This window comes from Collinsella aerofaciens, assembly GCF_039758965.1.
Taxonomy (GTDB): domain Bacteria; phylum Actinomycetota; class Coriobacteriia; order Coriobacteriales; family Coriobacteriaceae; genus Collinsella; species Collinsella aerofaciens_BR.
In genome coordinates this window covers 1-17,938 of record NZ_JBDMSL010000011.1, presented here as the reverse complement: position 1 = coordinate 17,938, position 17,938 = coordinate 1, and the positions used below count along the sequence as shown (strand labels likewise).

Here is a 17,938-nt window from a genome sequence, read left to right as displayed (position 1 = left end):
CGTTTAGTCCCTTACCCCCAACCATGCTAAAAAACGCGAAAACAAAACCGCAGGTAGAACGCCTGCGGTTTTTCATGAAAAGCGGGTATGGTCGGGGGTATCGAGTCAAACGTAGTAGATGGGCCCATTTCGTGGCGAGCGGTTCCGGCTGATCCCTTGGGGATGGAGGAAAACGGATCATTTTGATCCCGCAAGGCTTGCGGAGGCGCTCGTGCAGGGTTGCTCGAACAAAACTATGCCGGTTTACGGGGCCGGATTGCGAACCTCCGACCATACAGAAAATTGCAAAAACAAAACTGCAGGTAGATAGCCCGCTGTTTTTCAAAAAATGAAGGTATGGATGGGGGCCTCGACTTTAGCTCCGTAATCCGGCAAAGTTTTGAAATGGCATTAAATCGGTAGCGGCCATTTTGCTATGCCGGGGCGGTCGACCGTTGGGTAATTACCCTCGCAGGTAGGCAATAGCGATTTGGGTGCGGTTGCGCAGACCCATTTTGGCAAGGATCGAGCTGATGTGGTTGCGCACGGTGCCTTCGCCCATATAAGCGGTGGCGGCAATCTCCTTGTTGTCGAGGCCGCGGGCGATGAGCTCGGCGACTTCGAACTCGCGGTCGGTCAGGCTGACAAAGGCCGCGGGCCGGCGGAGCGTGCCCGCCTCGACGCCCGTTCCGTCAAAATCGATATCCTCGATCGCCTTACCCTCGAGCACGCGTTTGCCGTCCATGACTTGCGCCAACGCAGGAGGAATGGCGGCGACATCGGTCTTGATCAGGTAGCCGCGGGCGCCCAGTTTGAGCGCCGACACAATGTACTCGTCATCCGAGAATGTCGTCAGAAACACCACGCGTGCCGTAGGGTCGTGCTCAAGGATTTCGCGTGCTGCCGAAAGCCCGTCGCGCCCCGGCATCTGGATGTCGAGCAGCGTGATGTCGGGCGCGCGCTCGCCGTAGAGCGCGACCGCGTCGTCGCCATTGGCGCCGGTGCCCACTACCTCGATTTGCGGCTGGGCGCCCAGGATAATCTTGAGCGAATCGACCACCAAGCGGTCGTCGTCGACAACGATGAGCCTCATCGGCCCTCATCTCCTTGCTGTTTGGGAACGGTGGCAAACACACGCCAGCCGCCGGTGCCGGCGCGCGGACCGGCGGTGAAGGTGCCGCCAAGCGCCTCGACGCGCTCGCACATGGAGGCGAGCCCCATGCCTTCTGCGACGTTGCTGCTGCTCGCCGGGGTCGCGTCCGTGCCATCATCGGTAACGATGAGCTGGTAAAACGACGGATGCTCCATGCACCGCACGGCAATGGTTTTGGCATGGGCGTGGCGCATGGCGTTGGAAAGCGCCTCGCGCAGGACCGCCGCAAAGCAGTTGGCGACATTTGCGGGCGCATGCTCGGCCAAAACTTCAAGCTCAATCTGCGGGCCGCCGTCCGAGCGCGCGCCTTCAACAATGCGTTCGAGCTGCACGGAAAGGTCGACGGCGTTGTCGTTGAGCGCGTGGACGCTGGTGCGCACAAGCTGGAGTGCCTCGTCAACCGTGCGTTTGACGTCGGCGAAATCGGCGGCGACGCCGGGCTCGTCGGCGTGGACCACGCGCAGGGCTTCGGTCTGCAGTGAGGCGCGCGTCAGTTGGTGCCCGACGTTATCGTGGATCTCGCGCGCGATGCGGGCGCGTTCGGCGAGCGTCGCGAGCTCGACTTCGTAGTCCTGGCGGTCGGCAAGATCGCGGTTGCGCGCTTCGAGCACGAGGGCTCGTTCCTGCAGCTCGTCGCGGATACGGTGCATGCGCTGCTGCTCGCGCTCCAACTGGGCGGTACGTAGCGATAACAAGGTGGCGGCAACCGAAAGGATGGCGGTCAGCAGGAGCGTTCGGGAGGTGAGCGCGTCGGTGCGAAGGTCCGCGACGAGCGCAAAGGCAAAGACGGAACCAATGCCCAGCGCGACCCAGGCGTGTTCGCGGCGCACGCGTCGCGCGATGTCATAGAGGGCGAGGGGCGCAAACGGCACAAACGGCGGCACGAAGACGGCCGCGATGATGTAAGCGTAGCTCGCGGCCTTGCTTGTGCGGTGTGTGCGTTCTCCCTGTGCGATCTCGGCCAGCGAGGTGGCGATAACTCCAAGGCAAAACGCCGTGACCAAGCGAGTGTCCACGGCAAGACCCATTGCGGCCGCAATGCAGCACGCCAGCACGATCGATTTGTCGAAAAGCCTGTTCATACGGGTATTGTACGCGAAGCTGCGCGTGGTGGAGGGACCGCCTGCGCAACCGTGACATTCCTCCCGCGCGGCAAAGCGGGAGCGTCGGCAGGCCGCACGACCAAGACCCCCGCACTCGTGACAAAGCTCACTGGCGCGGGCCGGCGGCTCCTGCGATGATGCAATCGTACCGGGCCGCAATCAACAGAAGGGCCGCCTCATGACAGACATCGTCCACGTCGAAAACCTCGTCAAGCGCTATGACGACCTTATTGCGCTCGACCACTTTAACCTGAGCATCGCCCCCGGCGAGATCTTTGGCCTGCTGGGCCCCAACGGCTCGGGCAAGACCACGTCCATCAACTGTATTCTGCAGCTGCTCGCCTACGACAAAGGCACCATCGAGCTGTTCGGCGAGCCCATGACGCCCGCCCGCTACGACCTCAAGCGCCGCATCGGCGTGGTGCCGCAGCAGGTGGCGGTATTCGACGAGCTCACCGTGCGCGAGAACATCGACTATTTCTGCAGCCTTTACGTCAACGATCGAAAGCGTCGCCGCGCACTGGTCGACGAGGCCATCGACTTTGTCGGGCTGGGCGACTTTACCAAGTTTCGCCCCGGTAAGCTTTCGGGCGGCCTAGCACGTCGCCTCAACATTGCCTGCGGCATCGCGCACAAACCCGAGCTCATCTTTTTTGACGAGCCCACGGTGGCGGTCGACCCGCAGAGCCGCAACGCCATCCTGGAGGGCATCTGCCGCCTGCGCGACGAAGGCGCCACGGTGGTGTATACCAGCCATTACATGGAGGAAGTCGAGCAAATCTGCAGCCGCATCATGATCATGGACGGTGGCCGCGTGCTGGCGCAGGGCACCAACGACGAGCTCAAGCGCATGATTCAGATGGGCGAGCGCGTGACCGTCGAGGTCGGCGCCGTCGAGGCCGCCACGGTCGAGCGGCTGCGCGCCCTTGAGCACGTGCTTTCGGTTGAGCTGTCCGGCGGCGAGCTCGTCTGCGCCTGCGAGGCGAGCCCGCATAACCTGGTCGACATCCTTGACACGCTGCGCGCTGCCGACGTTGCGCTCGGCCGCGTGTGGAGCGAGCCACCGACCCTCAACGACGTGTTCCTTGAGATCACCGGCCGCGAGCTGCGCGACTAGGGGGCGGCCATGTTCAACACCATTATCATTACGGTCAAGACGCTGCTGCGCCGGCCGAGCACGTGGGTTTGGGGCGCTCTCTTTCCCATCGCGCTTTCCACGATGTTTATGTTTATGTTTGCGAACCTCAGCTCCGACGGCAAGATCGACCCGGTGCCAGTGGCCGTCGTAGCGGATGAGGCCTGGGACGCCTCGACCTTTAAGGATGCGGCGGCTTCGCTTGCCAAGGAAGGCGACGATCAGCTGCTCGAGATCTACGAGCTCGACGACGCAGCCGATGCGAACCGTGCGCTTAAGGCCGGCGAGGTTGCGGGCATCTATACGGTCGACGACGCGGGCGTACCCAAGCTCACACTGCTATCGAGCTACGACAGCTCGCGCGCATCGTCGGTGCTCACCGATCGCAGCATTTTGGAGACGGTGGCAAGCTCGTATACGCAAAATGCCGAGCTCATGCGCCAGATTGCCCAGGACAATCCGGCGGCGCTCGCCGACCCGGAGGCGGTTGCGCGCGCCCTGTCGCTCGAGGGCGGCACCCGCCGCGTAAGCCTGACACGCACCACGCCCGACGGCACGGTCATCTACTACTACGCGCTCTTTGGCCTGGTCGCGATGATGTCTGCCGAGTTTGCCGCCTTGAGCGTCGTCGACCTGCAGCCCAATCTGTCCGGCCTTGGTGCACGTCGCTGCGTGGGCGGTCTTTCCAAGACAGCGTCGCTGGCCGGCATCTTTGTCGGCTCGTGGCTGGTCTCCTTTGCCTCGATGACGATCGCGATCGGCTACGTGCGCCTGGTCGTGAGCGTCGACTTTGGCGGGCGCGAGGGGCTGTGTCTGGTGGGCGGTGCCGCTTCCGCGCTTGCCGCCACGGGCCTGGGGCTCTTTGTGGGCACGCTTCCCGTTAAGGGCGGCAAGGCGTCCAAGTCCGGCATCCTCACGGGCTTTGCTACCACGTGCGCCTTGTTCGCCGGCCTCTACGGCGAGCCGGCGATGGCGCTTGCCGACGACGTCGCCCGCGCCTGTCCGGCCGAGTGCTGGCTCAACCCCGTCAAGCTTATCTGCGACATGTTCAACCGCCTGTATTTCTTTGAGGACCTGGGTCCCTTTGTCATCCGTGCGGGCGCGCTGGTCCTTATGGCGCTGCTGTTCGTTGCCGCCGCTACGCTGATCTTTGGAAGGAGCCGCTATGAGCACCTTTAAGACCGCGCTTCGCATGGCGCTGGCGCACCCGTTCTACCTGATCATCTATACGGTGTTCATCTCGCTCATGGGCGTATTTATCGCGGCATCGGTGAGCTGGAACTCGTCGCAGCTCACCGAGTACAAGCCCTACGATGCCAACGTGATCGTGGTCGACCGCGACGACAGCGACCTTTCGCGTGCGCTTACCAAGCATCTAGGTTCGCGGTTTGACCTGGTCACGGGTATCGGCGACGACACGTACGACCTTGCGGACGCGCTCTCCAAGAGCAACAGCGCCAAGGGCAGCGCCGACTGCGTGTTCTTTATCCCGGAGGGGTTTGAGGACGACCTCGTTGCAGCCGCCCGCGTGGGGGAGTCCCTGCCCAAGCTCGATGTGACCTACGGTGCCGGCACCATGGCGGCGGCGCTTTCGTCTGCCGAAGCCTTGCGTTGGATCTCGCTCGCGGGCGCTGCGGCGGCGCTTGAGCCCGCCGCTTCTAACGGCAGCGTCGCCAAGGCCGCCGAGCATGCCGCTGCAAAGCGCGCGGAGGTCCAGATCGAGCAGGTCAAGGTCGACTCGACTGCTGCTGCCACGCTCGAGTCGTACTTCAACTTTGGCGCGTACGCGATTATCTCGTCGGTCATCGTATCGGTGGGATTGGTGTTCTCGGGCATGAACGAGCCCGAGCGCGTGCGCCGCATGGAGGCCGGCCCGGTCTCCGAGCGCCAGCGTTCACTTGCCGTGTTCGCGGCTGCCGCGGTGCTCACCGTCTGCATCTGGCTCGTGTCGAGCATGATGGGCATCGTGGGCTTTGCCAGCGCGGTTGCCGAGGTCGGCGTGGGCCGCGTGTGCCTTGCGCTGGCGGCAACGTTTGCCTTGGCGTGCACGCCGCTGGCCGTTGGCTTTACGCTGTCGAGCTTGGGCGCGCGCGAGGAGCTGCTCAACGGCGTGGGCAACTTACTCGGCATGCTCATGACGTTTTTGGGCGGCGCCTGGATGCCGCTGTCGCTCATGGGTTCGGCCGTGCAGGCCGTGGCGCACTTTGTGCCGACATATTGGGTGAACGACGCGATCGGCAAGGCGCTCGCGTCGGACCTGACGTCTGCCATGTTGGGCGACATCGCCTGCGACCTGGGCGTCACCGTGCTCTTTGCCGCGGCCATCGCCGCCGTAGGCCTGGCCCTCTCACGCACCAAATCCCGCGCCTAGTCACCTAGTCATCGGGTACTCATTGGGGACAGACTTAAACGACCAAGAGTGGTCATTGGGGACAGACTTAAACGACTAGTCATTGGGGACAGTCTTTGCCGAACCGCCGGCTTGCCGGCCGGGTTGCCAAGGACTGTCCTCAGCTGCCGGCAGAAAGGGAACGTCCCTAACTGCCGGGTGGCGAAAGAGTGTCCCCAACAGCTAGTCATTTAAGAACGTCCCCAATGACTAGTCTGAAATAAAATCCAGGCCTCGACCAAAAATAGTTCGCCAAGGTTTACTATTATGTTCATAAAGTAGTACAAGGCTAACAATGGGGGATATCATGGCAACGCGGGAGGCCTACGTCCAGGTTAAGGATCTCAAAAAGCACTACGGCGATGGAGATGCACGCCTGACGGTGCTCGACGGCATCGACACGTCCATCAACCGCGGAGAGATCTGCGTCATGCTGGGGCCTTCGGGTTCGGGCAAGTCGACGTTTCTTAACCTGATCGGCGGCCTGGAGGATGCCGACGGCGGCTCCATCATGGTGGACGGCTGCGACCTCACGGTGCTCAAGCCTACCGACCTGGGCGAGTATCGCCGCCGTGAGCTGGGTTTTGTCTTCCAGTTCTACAACCTGGTGCCCGATCTCACCATCAAGGAGAACATCGAGGTCACGGCGCACCTGTCCAAAAACCCGCTCAATGTCGACGACCTGCTGCGTTCGCTGGGCCTCTACGAGCACCGCAACAAGTTCCCGCGCCAGGTCTCGGGCGGCCAGCAGCAGCGCTGTGCCATCGGCCGTGCGCTCGTCAAAAACCCGGGCCTGCTGCTGTGCGACGAGCCCACCGGCGCGCTTGACTACAAGACGTCCAAGGAAATCCTGCAGCTCATGGAGGATGTCAACCGCACCTACGGCTGCACCATCATCATTGTCACCCACAATGCCGCCATCGCGCACATGGCCAATCGCGTGCTGCGCCTGCGCGACGGGCACATCGTCGAGGATGAGCTCAACGAGTCGCCCGTTGCGGCCGCCGAGCTCGATTGGTAGGCGGCGCCATGGCACCTCTCGCAAAACGTCTCCCGCGCGAGCTGCGCCGCAATATCGGCAAGTACCTGGGCATCTTTTTGCTTATGTGCGGAAGCATCGCTCTCACCTCGGGATTTTTGCTCGCAGCGCATTCCATCGGCTGCCTTATCGATGACATGCGCGATGCGTACGCGATTGAGGACGGCCGCGTGACCACCTCCTTCGAGGCTACCGACGATCAACTCAAGGCCGCCGAGGATGCAGCCGGCGACGTCGGCGGCGTCACGCTCTACAAGAATTTCTCCATCGACGCCATCATCAAAAAGACCGCCGGCGACGACGGCACCAAGCGCACGCTGCGCACCTATGCGCACCGCGCTAAGGTGGACATTGCGTCCTACTGTGAGGGCAAGGAACCCAAGGCGGATGACGAGGTGGCCATCGACCGTGTCTTTGCCACCAATAACAACCTGTCCGTGGGCGATAAAGTCGAGCTCGAGGGTCGCACCTACACCATTTGCGGCATCATGACCCAGCCCGATAGTCAGGCGCTGTTCCTCAACAATTCGGACTTTACGGTGAACACCATCACGTACGGCGTGGCCGAGGTCACCGATGGCGGCTTTGCCGCGCTCGAAGATGCCGGCGGCGCACCCGCCTACACCTACTCCTTCACCTTTACCGATCGCGACCTCCCCACCGCGGACCGCATCGACGCCGAGCAAGATATGGTCGAGGCACTGACCGACGCCGATGCGCGCGTGGACGATCTGACCGACGCCGATTCCAATCAGGGCATTGGCTATGCGCGCGATGACGTGGACGGCGACTCCATGATGTGGATGACGCTGCTCGACATCATCATCGTGATCATGGCGTTCGTCTTTGTGGTCCTTACCGACGCCACCATCGAGGAGGAGAGCGCCATCATCGGCACGCTGCTCGCCAGCGGTTATCGCCGTCGCGAGATCGTGCTGCACTACCTGGCACTTCCCGCCATCGTGGGCGTGGTCGCGGCGCTTTTGGGCACTGCGCTCGGCGTTGTGTTCTTTACCGAGCCCATGCGCAGCCTCTATTACGGTTCGTACAGCCTGCCGCCCTTCCAGGTGTACTGGAGCTGGGAGATCTTTGTGAAGTGCGCCGTGGTTCCCGCCGCCGCGCTCATCCTCATCACGCTGGTGGGCCTGTTTCGCAAAATGGGCAAGACGCCGTTGCAGTTCCTTCGTCACGAGGCGAGCGGCAAATCGGGCACCAAGCGCGGTATGCAACTGCCGGAGCGCATGGGTTTTGTTTCCCGCTTCCGCCTGCGTATCTTTCTGCGCAACCTGGGCAACTTTGCCACGCTCTTTGTGGGCATTGCGTTTGCCTCGCTGCTGCTGCTCTTTGGCCTGGCGATTCTGCCCACGATGACGCACTACGCGGACAACCTCGAGACAAGCCTGGTCGCCGAGCACCAGTACACGCTCAAGGCGCCGCTGGAGCTCGAGGGCACTGCCGAGGAGCGCGAGCAGTGGTCAGCACTCGAGCGCTTGCAGTCGGTTGACGGCGCGCTGCTTTCCGCCGCCCAAGATGCCGATGACGAGCTTGACGACGCGGCCGATGCGGCGCAGACGGCAGCCGATGCCGCGACCGCATCTCCGTCTGCCGAGAGCCTGACTGCGGCGCAGGATGCGCTTACCAAGGTCCAGGACAAGAAGGATGCGCTTTATGCGCGCCTCGATGACCTTGCCGATATCCTCGGCTGCAACCGCGACGAGGCTATCGACCTGATTGACAAGGCCTCTAAGATCGACACCGACAACGACGACATTCACCCGGTCAACACGATTGACAACGGCGCGGGCGCAATCGCGCAGGCCGAGAAATATGCCGTTTACCAGTTGCAATACGACCGAGGCGATGGGAATGGCGAGGAGACGATTTCCGTCTACGGCATTTCAACCGATTCGTGCTATTGGAAAGGGCTGGACGTCGGCGACGGACGCGTCGTCTTTGGCGGTGGCTTGCTCGACAAGTTTGGCTGGAGCGAGGGTCAGAAGGTCACGCTCGGCGACAAGTATGAGGGCGAGAATTATTCCTTTGAGTACGTGGGCAAGGACTGTGCCTGGGGCTCCAAGTCGGACATGAATATCTATATGAGTATCGATGACTTTAACGAGCTCTTTGGCAACGATGCGGCCTACTTCAACGGCTATGTGAGCGACGAGAAGCTCGACCTCGACGCGCGCTACTTTGCCGGCGACACCACGCCCGACGACATGCGCGCCGTGGGCGACCAGTTCATCGGCATGATGAGCAAAATGATCGGCATGATGGTCGGGCTCGCGGTGTTTATCTTCCTGCTGTTTATGTACCTGCTGACCAAGGCTGTGATCGACCACAGCGCCCGTTCGATTAGCTACATGAAGGTCTTTGGCTATCGCGATGGCGAGATCTCGCATCTGTACATCCGCTCGATCACGCTGTGCGTGGTGGCGTCGCTCGTGCTGAGCCTGCCGGTCATTATTGGCTCGTTCACGGCCATCTTCCGCTCGATGTTGCTCGCCTACAACGGCAATATCGAGATCTACGTGCCCGCTTGGTCCATGGCGGCGTGCGCAGGAATCGGCTTTGCGACCTACCTGGTCGTGGCGTTGCTGCACATGCGTTCCATCAAACGTGTGGGCCTGGCCGAAGCACTCAAAGTCCAAGAGTAGTCATTTAAGAACGTCCCCAATGACTAGGTGCCGTACTTGACTTTAACTCTGCTTTAACTGGTACCATCCTCTATGTCTGTAACGCCATATAGACCGAGGGGATATATCTATGACCGCAACTGCACCCGCAGCACCCGCCAAGGTGTACTTCACCAACCTGCGTACGCATGCTCGCGAGAGCCAGCTCGACAAGCTCAAGCGCCTCATCCGTCACGCCGGAATTGAGCAGATCGACTTTGAGAACAAGTTCGTTGCTATCAAGATTCACTTTGGCGAGCTGGGCAACCTGAGCTTTTTGCGCCCCAACTACGCCCGCGCCGTCGCGGATGTCGTCAAGGAGCTGGGCGGCAAGCCCTTCCTCACCGACTGCAACACGCTCTATGTCGGTAGCCGCAAAAACGCGCTCGAGCACATCGATACCGCCTACCAGAACGGCTTTACCCCGTATGCCACGGGCTGCCAGATCATCATCGCCGACGGCCTTAAGGGCACCGACGAGGCGCTCGTCCCGGTCGAGGGCGGCGAGTACGTGCACGAGGCCAAGATCGGTCAGGCGCTCATGGATGCCGATATCGTGATCAGCCTCACCCACTTTAAGGGCCATGAGCAGGCCGGTTTTGGCGGCGCCATGAAGAACCTGGGCATGGGAGGCGGCAGCCGTGCCGGCAAGATGGAGCAGCATGCCGCCGGCAAGCCGAACGTCGCGACCGAGCACTGCGTTGGCTGCCATGCCTGCGAAAAGATCTGCGCGCACAACGCTATCTCGTTCGACGGCACCCGCGAGCGCGAGCTTGCCAGCGGCGCTACTCGCACGGTGCACGTGGCTGCCATCGACCACGATCGCTGCGTGGGCTGCGGACGCTGCATTGCGGCATGCAACCAGGACTGCATCAAGCCCGGTTATGAGGCCGCAGCCGACGTGCTCAACTGCAAGATCGCCGAGTACACCAAGGCCGTCGTCGACGGCCGCCCGAGCTTCCACATCTCGCTTGCCATGGACATCAGTCCCAACTGCGACTGCCATCCCGAAAACGATACGCCTATCGTCAACGACATCGGCATGTTCGCGAGCTTCGACCCGGTCGCCATCGACCAGGCCTGCGCCGACGCCGTCATGGCGTCTGAGCCGCTGCCCAACACCGAGCTCACCGATAGCGCGGCCAAGATGGAGCATAACCACGAGCATCTGGAGGGCGAGCAGGCTAAGGATCCCTTCTGCATCACGCATCCCGACACCGACTGGCGCGTGTGCATCGCGCATGCCGAGAAGATCGGCCTGGGCACGAGCGAGTATGAGCTCATCGAGGTCAAGTAGCACCTAGCTATTAGACAAAACAAGCGCCTTTGTAGCACAACTGTTAGCAAAAGCCGCCCGTGAGCACAGTGCCCACGGGCGGCTTTTCGGAAGTGCTAGGGGGTCAGATAGGCCAGTAAACCGTACTATTTGCCTAAAAATACTCGTCGAGGAAGTCGTCGACCGTGTTCCAGTAGAGTTCGGGGTCGACCTGCGCGCTCTTGGCGTGGGTGGCGCCATGGACGGTGAGCTTTTGCTTGACCTTGCTGGCGCACGCGTCGTAGTTTTGGTCGAGCATGCTGTACGGCACAAAGGTGTCTTGGTCACCGTGGATAAACAGCATGGGAACCGTCGCACGCTTGAGCTGTTCCACGCTGCTCGCCTTATGAAAGTCGTAGCCCGCGCGCACGTTGCACACCAAGTTTGCTACATCGAGCAAGGGAAAGCTGGGCAGGCCGAACACGTCCTTGAGCTGCAGAGAAAACTCGTCCCAAACACTCGTATAACCGCAGTCCTCGATAATGCATTTCACGTTTGCGGGCAGAGGTTCCCCCGCGACGTTCATGGCGGTCGCCGCGCCCATGGATTCGCCAAAGACCAGGATGCGCGCCTTGGGGTCAGCCTGAACGATTCGCTCGATCCATGCGACGATGTCGAGGCGCTCGGGCCAGCCCATGCCGATATAGTCGCCGCCGGAGCGCTCGTGGGCGCGGGCGGCGGGTGCGAGTACGTTCATGCCACGGTCGTGGAAGCGTTTGGCGTATCGGGCCATACCGATGGGCTCGTTGGTATATCCATGCAGGCAGACGGCGTAGTCGTGCGTGCTCTCCGACGCAGCAAAATACCAGGCGGCAAGCTCGGTCCCGTCGTCCGCGGTGAGGTTGCTGCTCTTGCGGTTCTCTTTAAACCATGCCCGCGCCTCGGTATCCTCGGCATCCGGCTGCTCACCTTCTTTGTCGTTCTTGCTATCCTGCATCATCTTCATGGTGTATGGCGCGCGGGGATTCAGCGCGAAGTCAAACAGAAAGTTGCCGGCAAATCCGAGCAGCGCAACGACAACCACCAGTGCAACGATGCCGGCTATCTTGAGCTTTCGATGGGAACGTGCGTTTTGAGCCATGCGGTATTCTCCTATAAGATGTTAATACATCAACATTTAATGCAAGCGCATTATGGACGTTCGCCGTTGATGCGTCAACAGGCAAAGAATGGGTAAACAAAGGGTCACGTATGGTGCAAATTTCGCACGTACCTAGACGCTTTGATATAGTGTTGAGAACTCTTTACGTTGGAGGATGTAACCGGCATGTCCGATTCGAGCGACAGTTCTAAGCCGCGACCCAAGACCGCGGTCGTTCCACACTACACAGTGGGCGAGGAGATCATGAACTCCGTCACCCATGGTGTCGGCTGCCTGCTGGGTATCGCGGGCCTGGTGCTCCTGATCGTATTCGCCGCCCTGCGCGGCGGAGGCCCGGCCCATATGGCCGCGGCGATTGTCTATGGCGTCAGCATTATCCTCGAATACCTAGCCTCCACGCTCTACCACGCGATTCAGCCCGCGCGCGCCAAGCGCGTGTTTCGCATCATCGACCACAGCTGCATCTACCTGCTCATAGCCGGCAGCTATACGCCGTTTTGCCTCATCACGCTCGCAAACGACGGCGGCGCTGTGCTGTTCTTTGCCGTATGGGTCATCGCCATTATCGGCATCGCTCTCGAGTGCTTTATGCGCGAGCGTCAACCGCACTGGGTAAGCGGCCTGGTCTACCTGCTGATGGGCTGGCTCGTTGTCTTTAAGCTGCCCGAGCTCGTGTCTCTGCTCAACCCCGTGGCACTTGCCCTGCTCGCCGTTGGCGGCGTGTGCTACACCGCGGGCGTGCCGTTCTATATCGCCAAAAACGTGCGCTATCTGCACAGCGTGTTTCACCTGTGGGTGCTCGCCGGCAGCATCTTCCAGTTCATGGCGGTGATCCTCTTCGTAATCTAGCGATCGCGCCTGCGCCCGCGGGCCCGTCCGGGCGCCCGCCGGGTGCAACTGCCCTATCCGCCATCAACGTTTTGACCTGACGTCCCGAATCTTGGAGGTTCGAGAAACTCCCGATGGACATAACCATCTCCCTTATCACCACCCTCGTTTTGACCCTCATCAACGGCTACTTCTCTATGTCCGAGATGGCGCTCACCACGGCCAAGCGCGCCGTGTTGGAGCACGAGGCCGAGGAGGGCGACAAGCGCGCCGAGCGTGCCATTAAGCTGGCTGCCGACTCCGACCAGCTGCTCGCTACCATCCAGGTTGCCATTACGCTCGTGGGCTTCGCCTCGTCCGCCGTCGCCTCGACGAGTCTGTCCGACCCGCTCGCCACGTGGCTCATGAGCTTTGGCATCGCGCCGCTCTCCGCCATCGCGCGCGGCCTGGCGCCGGTCATCATCACCGTCGCGGTCGCCTTCGTGTCCATCGTGATCGGCGAGCTCGTCCCCAAGCGCATCGGCCTGGCCAATGCCGAGGGCGTGTCCAAGCAGGTCGTGGGACCGTTGTCGTTTTTCCAAAAGATCGCCCGTCCGCTCGTGTGGCTGACCGGCGCCTGCTCCGATGGCCTGGCCCGCATCCTGCGCATCAAGAGCGCCGACGACCGCCAAAACGTCTCGGAAGAAGAGATCAAGTACATGGTCTCGGAGCAGGACGACCTGCTCGACGAGGAAAAGCGCATGATCCACGAGATCTTCGACCTAGGCGACACCGTTGCCCGCGAGGTCATGGTGCCGCGCGTGGACACCACCATGTGCGAGGACGACGAGACGGTCGCCGACGTGCTGTCCACCATGCGCCAGACCGGCTTCAGCCGCATCCCCGTCTATCACGAGGACCCCGACAACGTCGCCGGCATCGCGCACATCAAGGACCTGATCCAACCCGCGCTCGACGGCAAGGGTGACCAGCCCATCGCCGGCTTTTTGCGCGACGCCACCTTTGTGCCCGACACCAAGGACATCCTGCCGCTACTGTCCGAGATGCAGACCTCGCACGACCAGATCGTGGTGGTCGTGGACGAGTACGGCGGCACGGCCGGCATTATCACCATCGAGGATATCGTCGAGGAGATCGTCGGCGAGATCGAGGACGAGTTCGACCCCGACAACAAGTATCTCACGCGCCTTTCGCGCCGCGAGTGGCTCGTTGATGGGCGTTTTTCGTGCGATGACGCGATTGAGCTTGGTTGGCCGCTCGAGGAAAGCGATGATTATGAGACCATCGCCGGCTGGATTTTGGAGCTTTGCGACTCGGTGCCCGACATCGGAGAGGTGTTTGAGGTCGCGGGGTACAAGTTTAAAGTTCAGTCGATGCGTGGCCAGCGCATCTCGCTCATTCGCGTGATCGCTCCGGCCGAAACCGATAAGAAGGATTCCGAGTCTTCGGTAGACGAGCCGACGACGTCGGGTGCGGGTTCCGCGAATCCGCACGACGGCGACGAGTAGGACAAGGAAGAGTAGGGGAGAGTTATGGCAGGCCTGTTCAACATCCTTAAGGTCACCGTCAGTGAGGACAAGATCTGCGCGCATGTGCTGGTGAACCCCGGCATGCCGCTCATGACCTCGGAGGACATCGAGGCCACGGCGCGCGTGTACTACCTGGTGCCCGCGATTGCCAAGCACCTGTGCCTGGGCGATTCCGGTCGCGAGTTCCAGGACTGCATGGGCCAGACCGAGCTCTGCCACTTGCTGGAGCACGTGACGGTTGAGCTCATGAACGAGACCGGTCTTGCCGGTAGCATCTCGTGCGGCCGCACGCGCGTAAGCGAGCACGACGAGCGCGTCTTTGAGGTTGAGCTTTCGTGCCCCGACGACGCGCTGGCCATCGGCGCGCTGTCTTCGGCCACCTTTATGATGGACTGGGCCTATCTGCACGCCGACCAGCCTGCCCCTGACGTGGAAGGCACGGTCGCGGGCCTGCGCAACCTGGTGCTGGGCATGCGCGCCGAGGCCGAGGGCAAGGATCCTCACGAGGCCGTCGCCGCTGCGAACGGCGAAGATGCTGCCGAGGACGAGGGCGCTGACGAGGGCGATGTGCCGGTCGACGCCGAGCCCGTTGCCGATGCGACCGCCGAGCCTGTTCCCACCGAGCCCCAGGGCGTCCCCAACTTTGACGACGAGCCCCAGGTGGCGATTGATACCGAGGGTGCGGTTGCCGAGAACCACGAGGCCTCCGCTGCCGTCTTTGGCGGTGCGGCGACGGTTCCGGCAGGACCTGCGCATGAGGGCGGTCTGCCGCTCGTGGACGGCGCCGGCGAGGACCCGGGTGCCACGGTGGCCATGCCGGCTATGCCCCAGGAGTAGGCCTAGGCGTTTATCACCATCACATACCTGCGCCTTTGCCGTACGCAGATGAGCGGAGCGGCAAGTGATGCGCTGCGGGTATAATGGACAGCATTCAAACGGTGGGCACCGACGTGCCCGCAGGAGAGGAATGATCATGGGTAAGACTTTCAGCTTTGTCTCCGGCGCACTTTTTGGTGCCGCTGCCGGCGCTATTGTCGGCGTTGCTCTGGCCCCGCGCTCGGGCGCCGAGACCCGCGCCATGGCTGCCGATATCGCCAACGACGCCTGGGACAATATGCGCGACACCTACGAGCACAGCGCCGAGGAGGCCCGTGCTGCGGTGAATGACTTTGGCCCGATGGTCGACGCCAAGACCGACGACCTGCGCGCCAAGGTCGACCTGGCCCGCGAGCGCATGGACCAGCTGCGCGAGCAGCTCAACGACGCCATTTCGGGCGGCAACGTGACGCCTGCCGCCGACGTCGTGGTCGAAAACGCCGTCGAGGCTGATACCGAGGCTGCGGAGCCCTCGACCGAGGCATAATGCGCGCCGGGGATTTTGTCGGCGCCAAGATCTATCGCAAGCCTACCGAGGACAAGCGCACCAAAAAGGACGGCACGCCGCGCAGCCCTAAAAAGCTCGGAAAGATTCACTTTCCGGTCTTTACCCCGGGCGGTACGCGCGTGGTCGGCTTTATGGTCCGCCAGTCCGATATCGCGGGCATGATCGAGCGTCCCGACCGATTCGTAGCGCTCGACGCCATTGGTGTCTACGAGGGCGCCATTGCGGTCGATGACGTCAAGGACACGTACGATGCCGCCGCTGCCAAGCGCCTCGACATCAACCTGGACGATTGCATCATCTGGGTCGGTATGGACGTGCGCACGGAATCGGGCGACGTCGTGGGCTATTGCTCGGACGTTGAGTTCAAGCCACGCTCGGGCATCGTGCAGGCATTCTATGTGACCGCCGGTGCTGCTTCGAGTGTTTTGGTTGGTGACACGCAGGTGCCGCCGACGATGCTGCGCGGCTATGAGAACGGCGCGATGGTCGTCTCGGACGAGGTCAAGTCGCTCGGGTATTCGGGCGGTGCGGCTGCCAAGGCCGCCGAGGCCAGCGTCGTGGTGGGCGACAAGGTCAAAAAGGGCGCCAAGGTGCTCGACGACAAGGGATCGGTTGCCGTGGACAAGGGCAGTCGCGCACTGGGCAAGCAGCTCGGCAAGACGCGCGGCATGTTCAAGGCCTTTAAGGACGAATACCAAAAGGCGAGCGGAGGCTCGTCAAAAGCTACAAAATAGCGACGTACCAAATGATGGGAGGCAAGCCGGAGACCTGTTGCTCCGGCTTGCTGTGTTTATGGGGGAGGGCATATGCGCCAAAACGGATCCAACTTAAACGGGCGTTCGGGTGCGCGTCCGACGGCGCGCCGCGACCTGGGGCAGCTGCCCAGCGGTCAGCGCAAGCGTCACCGTAAGCCCGGCGCGATGTATCTCAACCATAGCCGCGGCTTTAGCGACCGCAGCGCTCGCATCGGCAACAGCCGCACACCCCGTCGTTCGTCTCGCCTGCCCTATGCGCTCATCGCCGTGGGTTGCGCACTCGTGCTGTTTATCGCTGCCGTCGTGGGCTACGTCAACCGCAGCGTGGACGTGGAGCTCAACGGCCAGAAGACCGCAGTGCGCGTCGGCTCTACGCTACAAAACCTCATCGACGACCAGGAGTTGACTGACACCTACGACGCAGGCGACCTGCTGGCCGTCGATGACAGCGTGCTCAAGCGCCATGGGGGCGAAAAGCTGTCGGTGAAGGTCGACGGCAAGCGCGTGAAGCAGGGCAAATGGGATAGCCGCGAACTTGAGGGCGGCGAGAAGGTGACGGTCAAGGATGGCCGTAACATCTACGAGAAGCACGAGGTTCAGGCTACGGTTATCGAGCCCAAGCTCAAGGTCGAAGGCACGGGCGCTATCGAGTATGTGCAGGCGTGGGGTGTCCAGGGCCGCTCCGAGGTGTGGGTTGGTGAGCAGTCGGGCAAGACGCAAGACCGCGGCGAGGTTGTGCCCGCCACCGATTGCGTTGTTGCGTGCGCCAGCGTGGCGCCCAAGGGCAACAAAAAGTACGTGGCGCTGACGTTTGACGAGGGTCCGAGCGGCGCCACCAAACAGATCTTGCAGGTGCTCAAGGAAAAGGGCGTCACCGCGACGTTTTTCCTTTCGGGCGATGCGGCCGAGGCCTCGCCTGCCACGGCCAAGGCGATTGTCGATGCCGGGTGCGAGATCGGATCCAACAGCTACAGCGACGATTCGCTCAAGGATCAGGACCGTGAGGCGGTACGCGAGCAGATCACGAAAGGCACCGATGCGATTAAGTCGGCGACCGGCGTGAAGACGATGCTACTGCGTGCTCCCTACGCTGCCTTTGACGAGCAAAACTGGATTGATGCGATGGACCTGGTCTCCGCCGTGGTCTCGTGGAATATCGACTCGGGCGACTGGCTGCTCAACGGTGCCGACGAGCAAGTCTCGACGGTGCTCGATTCGGTGACGCCGGGCAATATCGTGCTGCTCACCGATAGAGACGAATGCGCTGAGCAGACACTCGAGGCGCTGCCGCAGATTATCGACGGCCTCATTGCCGACGGCTACAAGATCGTGACGCTCAGCGACCTGGTCAAGACGGACACGTCGCTGAGCAAAAAGCTCACCTCGCTGACGAAGGTCACCATGCCCAAGGACGCCGTGTTCCCCCAGCTTGCCGAGGACGACGACACCACAGAGTAGTCATTGGGTGGTCGTTTAAGAACGTCCATTACAGTCGAAATTGTCAGCCTGGGACCATCTCGGGCTACGATTGAGGCGCGCCCAGAACGGGCCG

The 17,938-nt window shown here is 61.9% G+C and carries 15 protein-coding genes; 12 read left to right on the top strand and 3 right to left on the bottom strand.

Going from position 1 to position 17,938, the window contains the following annotated elements:
- Window positions 1–442 precede the first annotated feature (442 nt).
- On the bottom strand, window positions 443–1,072 hold the full coding sequence (locus ABHU32_RS04775; RefSeq protein WP_346979186.1) for a response regulator: 630 nt from the start codon (window positions 1,070–1,072) through the stop codon (window positions 443–445).
- Window positions 1,069–2,148: a sensor histidine kinase gene (locus ABHU32_RS04770; RefSeq protein WP_346979184.1), complete on the bottom strand. Its 1,080-nt coding sequence runs from the start codon at window positions 2,146–2,148 to the stop codon at window positions 1,069–1,071. Before ABHU32_RS04770 ends, ABHU32_RS04775 begins: the two co-directional genes overlap by 4 nt.
- Before the next feature lie 265 nt (window positions 2,149–2,413).
- Here ABHU32_RS04770 and ABHU32_RS04765 point away from each other — a divergent pair, with 265 nt between their 5' ends.
- From ABHU32_RS04765 to ABHU32_RS04740, 6 genes are all read left to right on the top strand, one after another.
- The gene (locus tag ABHU32_RS04765) at window positions 2,414–3,352 is read left to right on the top strand and encodes an ABC transporter ATP-binding protein (RefSeq protein WP_346979182.1); all 939 of its coding nucleotides are present in this window, start codon (window positions 2,414–2,416) and stop codon (window positions 3,350–3,352) included.
- A gap of 9 nt (window positions 3,353–3,361) precedes the next feature.
- Window positions 3,362–4,549 carry an ABC transporter permease gene (locus tag ABHU32_RS04760; RefSeq protein WP_346979180.1) on the top strand — a complete coding sequence of 396 codons (1,188 nt, stop codon included), beginning with the start codon at window positions 3,362–3,364 and terminating at the stop codon, window positions 4,547–4,549.
- Window positions 4,536–5,741 (top strand): ABC transporter permease, encoded by a 1,206-nt coding sequence (locus ABHU32_RS04755; protein WP_346979178.1) that lies wholly within the window; start codon window positions 4,536–4,538, stop codon window positions 5,739–5,741. Before ABHU32_RS04760 ends, ABHU32_RS04755 begins: the two co-directional genes overlap by 14 nt.
- A 325-nt stretch (window positions 5,742–6,066) precedes the next feature.
- The gene (locus ABHU32_RS04750) at window positions 6,067–6,780 is read left to right on the top strand and encodes an ABC transporter ATP-binding protein (protein WP_055310722.1); all 714 of its coding nucleotides are present in this window, start codon (window positions 6,067–6,069) and stop codon (window positions 6,778–6,780) included.
- 8 nt (window positions 6,781–6,788) lie between these two features.
- Entirely contained in the window at window positions 6,789–9,455 is a 2,667-nt protein-coding gene (locus tag ABHU32_RS04745) for an ABC transporter permease (protein WP_346979177.1), read from the top strand.
- 109 nt (window positions 9,456–9,564) lie between these two features.
- Window positions 9,565–10,770, top strand: coding sequence for a DUF362 domain-containing protein (locus ABHU32_RS04740; protein WP_250787356.1), 1,206 nt, complete (start codon window positions 9,565–9,567; stop codon window positions 10,768–10,770).
- A gap of 133 nt (window positions 10,771–10,903) precedes the next feature.
- Here ABHU32_RS04740 and ABHU32_RS04735 read toward each other — a convergent pair whose 3' ends face one another.
- A complete protein-coding gene (locus tag ABHU32_RS04735; RefSeq protein ID WP_006235741.1) occupies window positions 10,904–11,869 on the bottom strand; it encodes an alpha/beta hydrolase in 966 nt (321 codons plus the stop codon).
- A gap of 186 nt (window positions 11,870–12,055) precedes the next feature.
- Here ABHU32_RS04735 and trhA point away from each other — a divergent pair, with 186 nt between their 5' ends.
- The 6 genes from trhA to ABHU32_RS04705 all read left to right on the top strand — a co-directional run bounded on the left by trhA (window position 12,056) and on the right by ABHU32_RS04705 (window position 17,844).
- The gene (gene trhA, locus ABHU32_RS04730) at window positions 12,056–12,739 is read left to right on the top strand and encodes a PAQR family membrane homeostasis protein TrhA (RefSeq protein ID WP_346979176.1); all 684 of its coding nucleotides are present in this window, start codon (window positions 12,056–12,058) and stop codon (window positions 12,737–12,739) included.
- 113 nt (window positions 12,740–12,852) lie between these two features.
- Window positions 12,853–14,226: a hemolysin family protein gene (locus ABHU32_RS04725; RefSeq protein ID WP_055285343.1), complete on the top strand. Its 1,374-nt coding sequence runs from the start codon at window positions 12,853–12,855 to the stop codon at window positions 14,224–14,226.
- Window positions 14,227–14,250: 24 nt separating this feature from the next.
- A complete protein-coding gene (locus ABHU32_RS04720) occupies window positions 14,251–15,084 on the top strand; it encodes a cyanophycin synthetase family protein (RefSeq protein ID WP_233504106.1) in 834 nt (277 codons plus the stop codon).
- A gap of 136 nt (window positions 15,085–15,220) precedes the next feature.
- Window positions 15,221–15,610: a YtxH domain-containing protein gene (locus ABHU32_RS04715; protein WP_035136593.1), complete on the top strand. Its 390-nt coding sequence runs from the start codon at window positions 15,221–15,223 to the stop codon at window positions 15,608–15,610.
- Window positions 15,610–16,365: a PRC-barrel domain-containing protein gene (locus ABHU32_RS04710; protein ID WP_055252569.1), complete on the top strand. Its 756-nt coding sequence runs from the start codon at window positions 15,610–15,612 to the stop codon at window positions 16,363–16,365. Before ABHU32_RS04715 ends, ABHU32_RS04710 begins: the two co-directional genes overlap by 1 nt.
- A 72-nt stretch (window positions 16,366–16,437) precedes the next feature.
- Window positions 16,438–17,844, top strand: coding sequence for a polysaccharide deacetylase family protein (locus tag ABHU32_RS04705; protein WP_346979175.1), 1,407 nt, complete (start codon window positions 16,438–16,440; stop codon window positions 17,842–17,844).
- Window positions 17,845–17,938 lie beyond the last annotated feature (94 nt).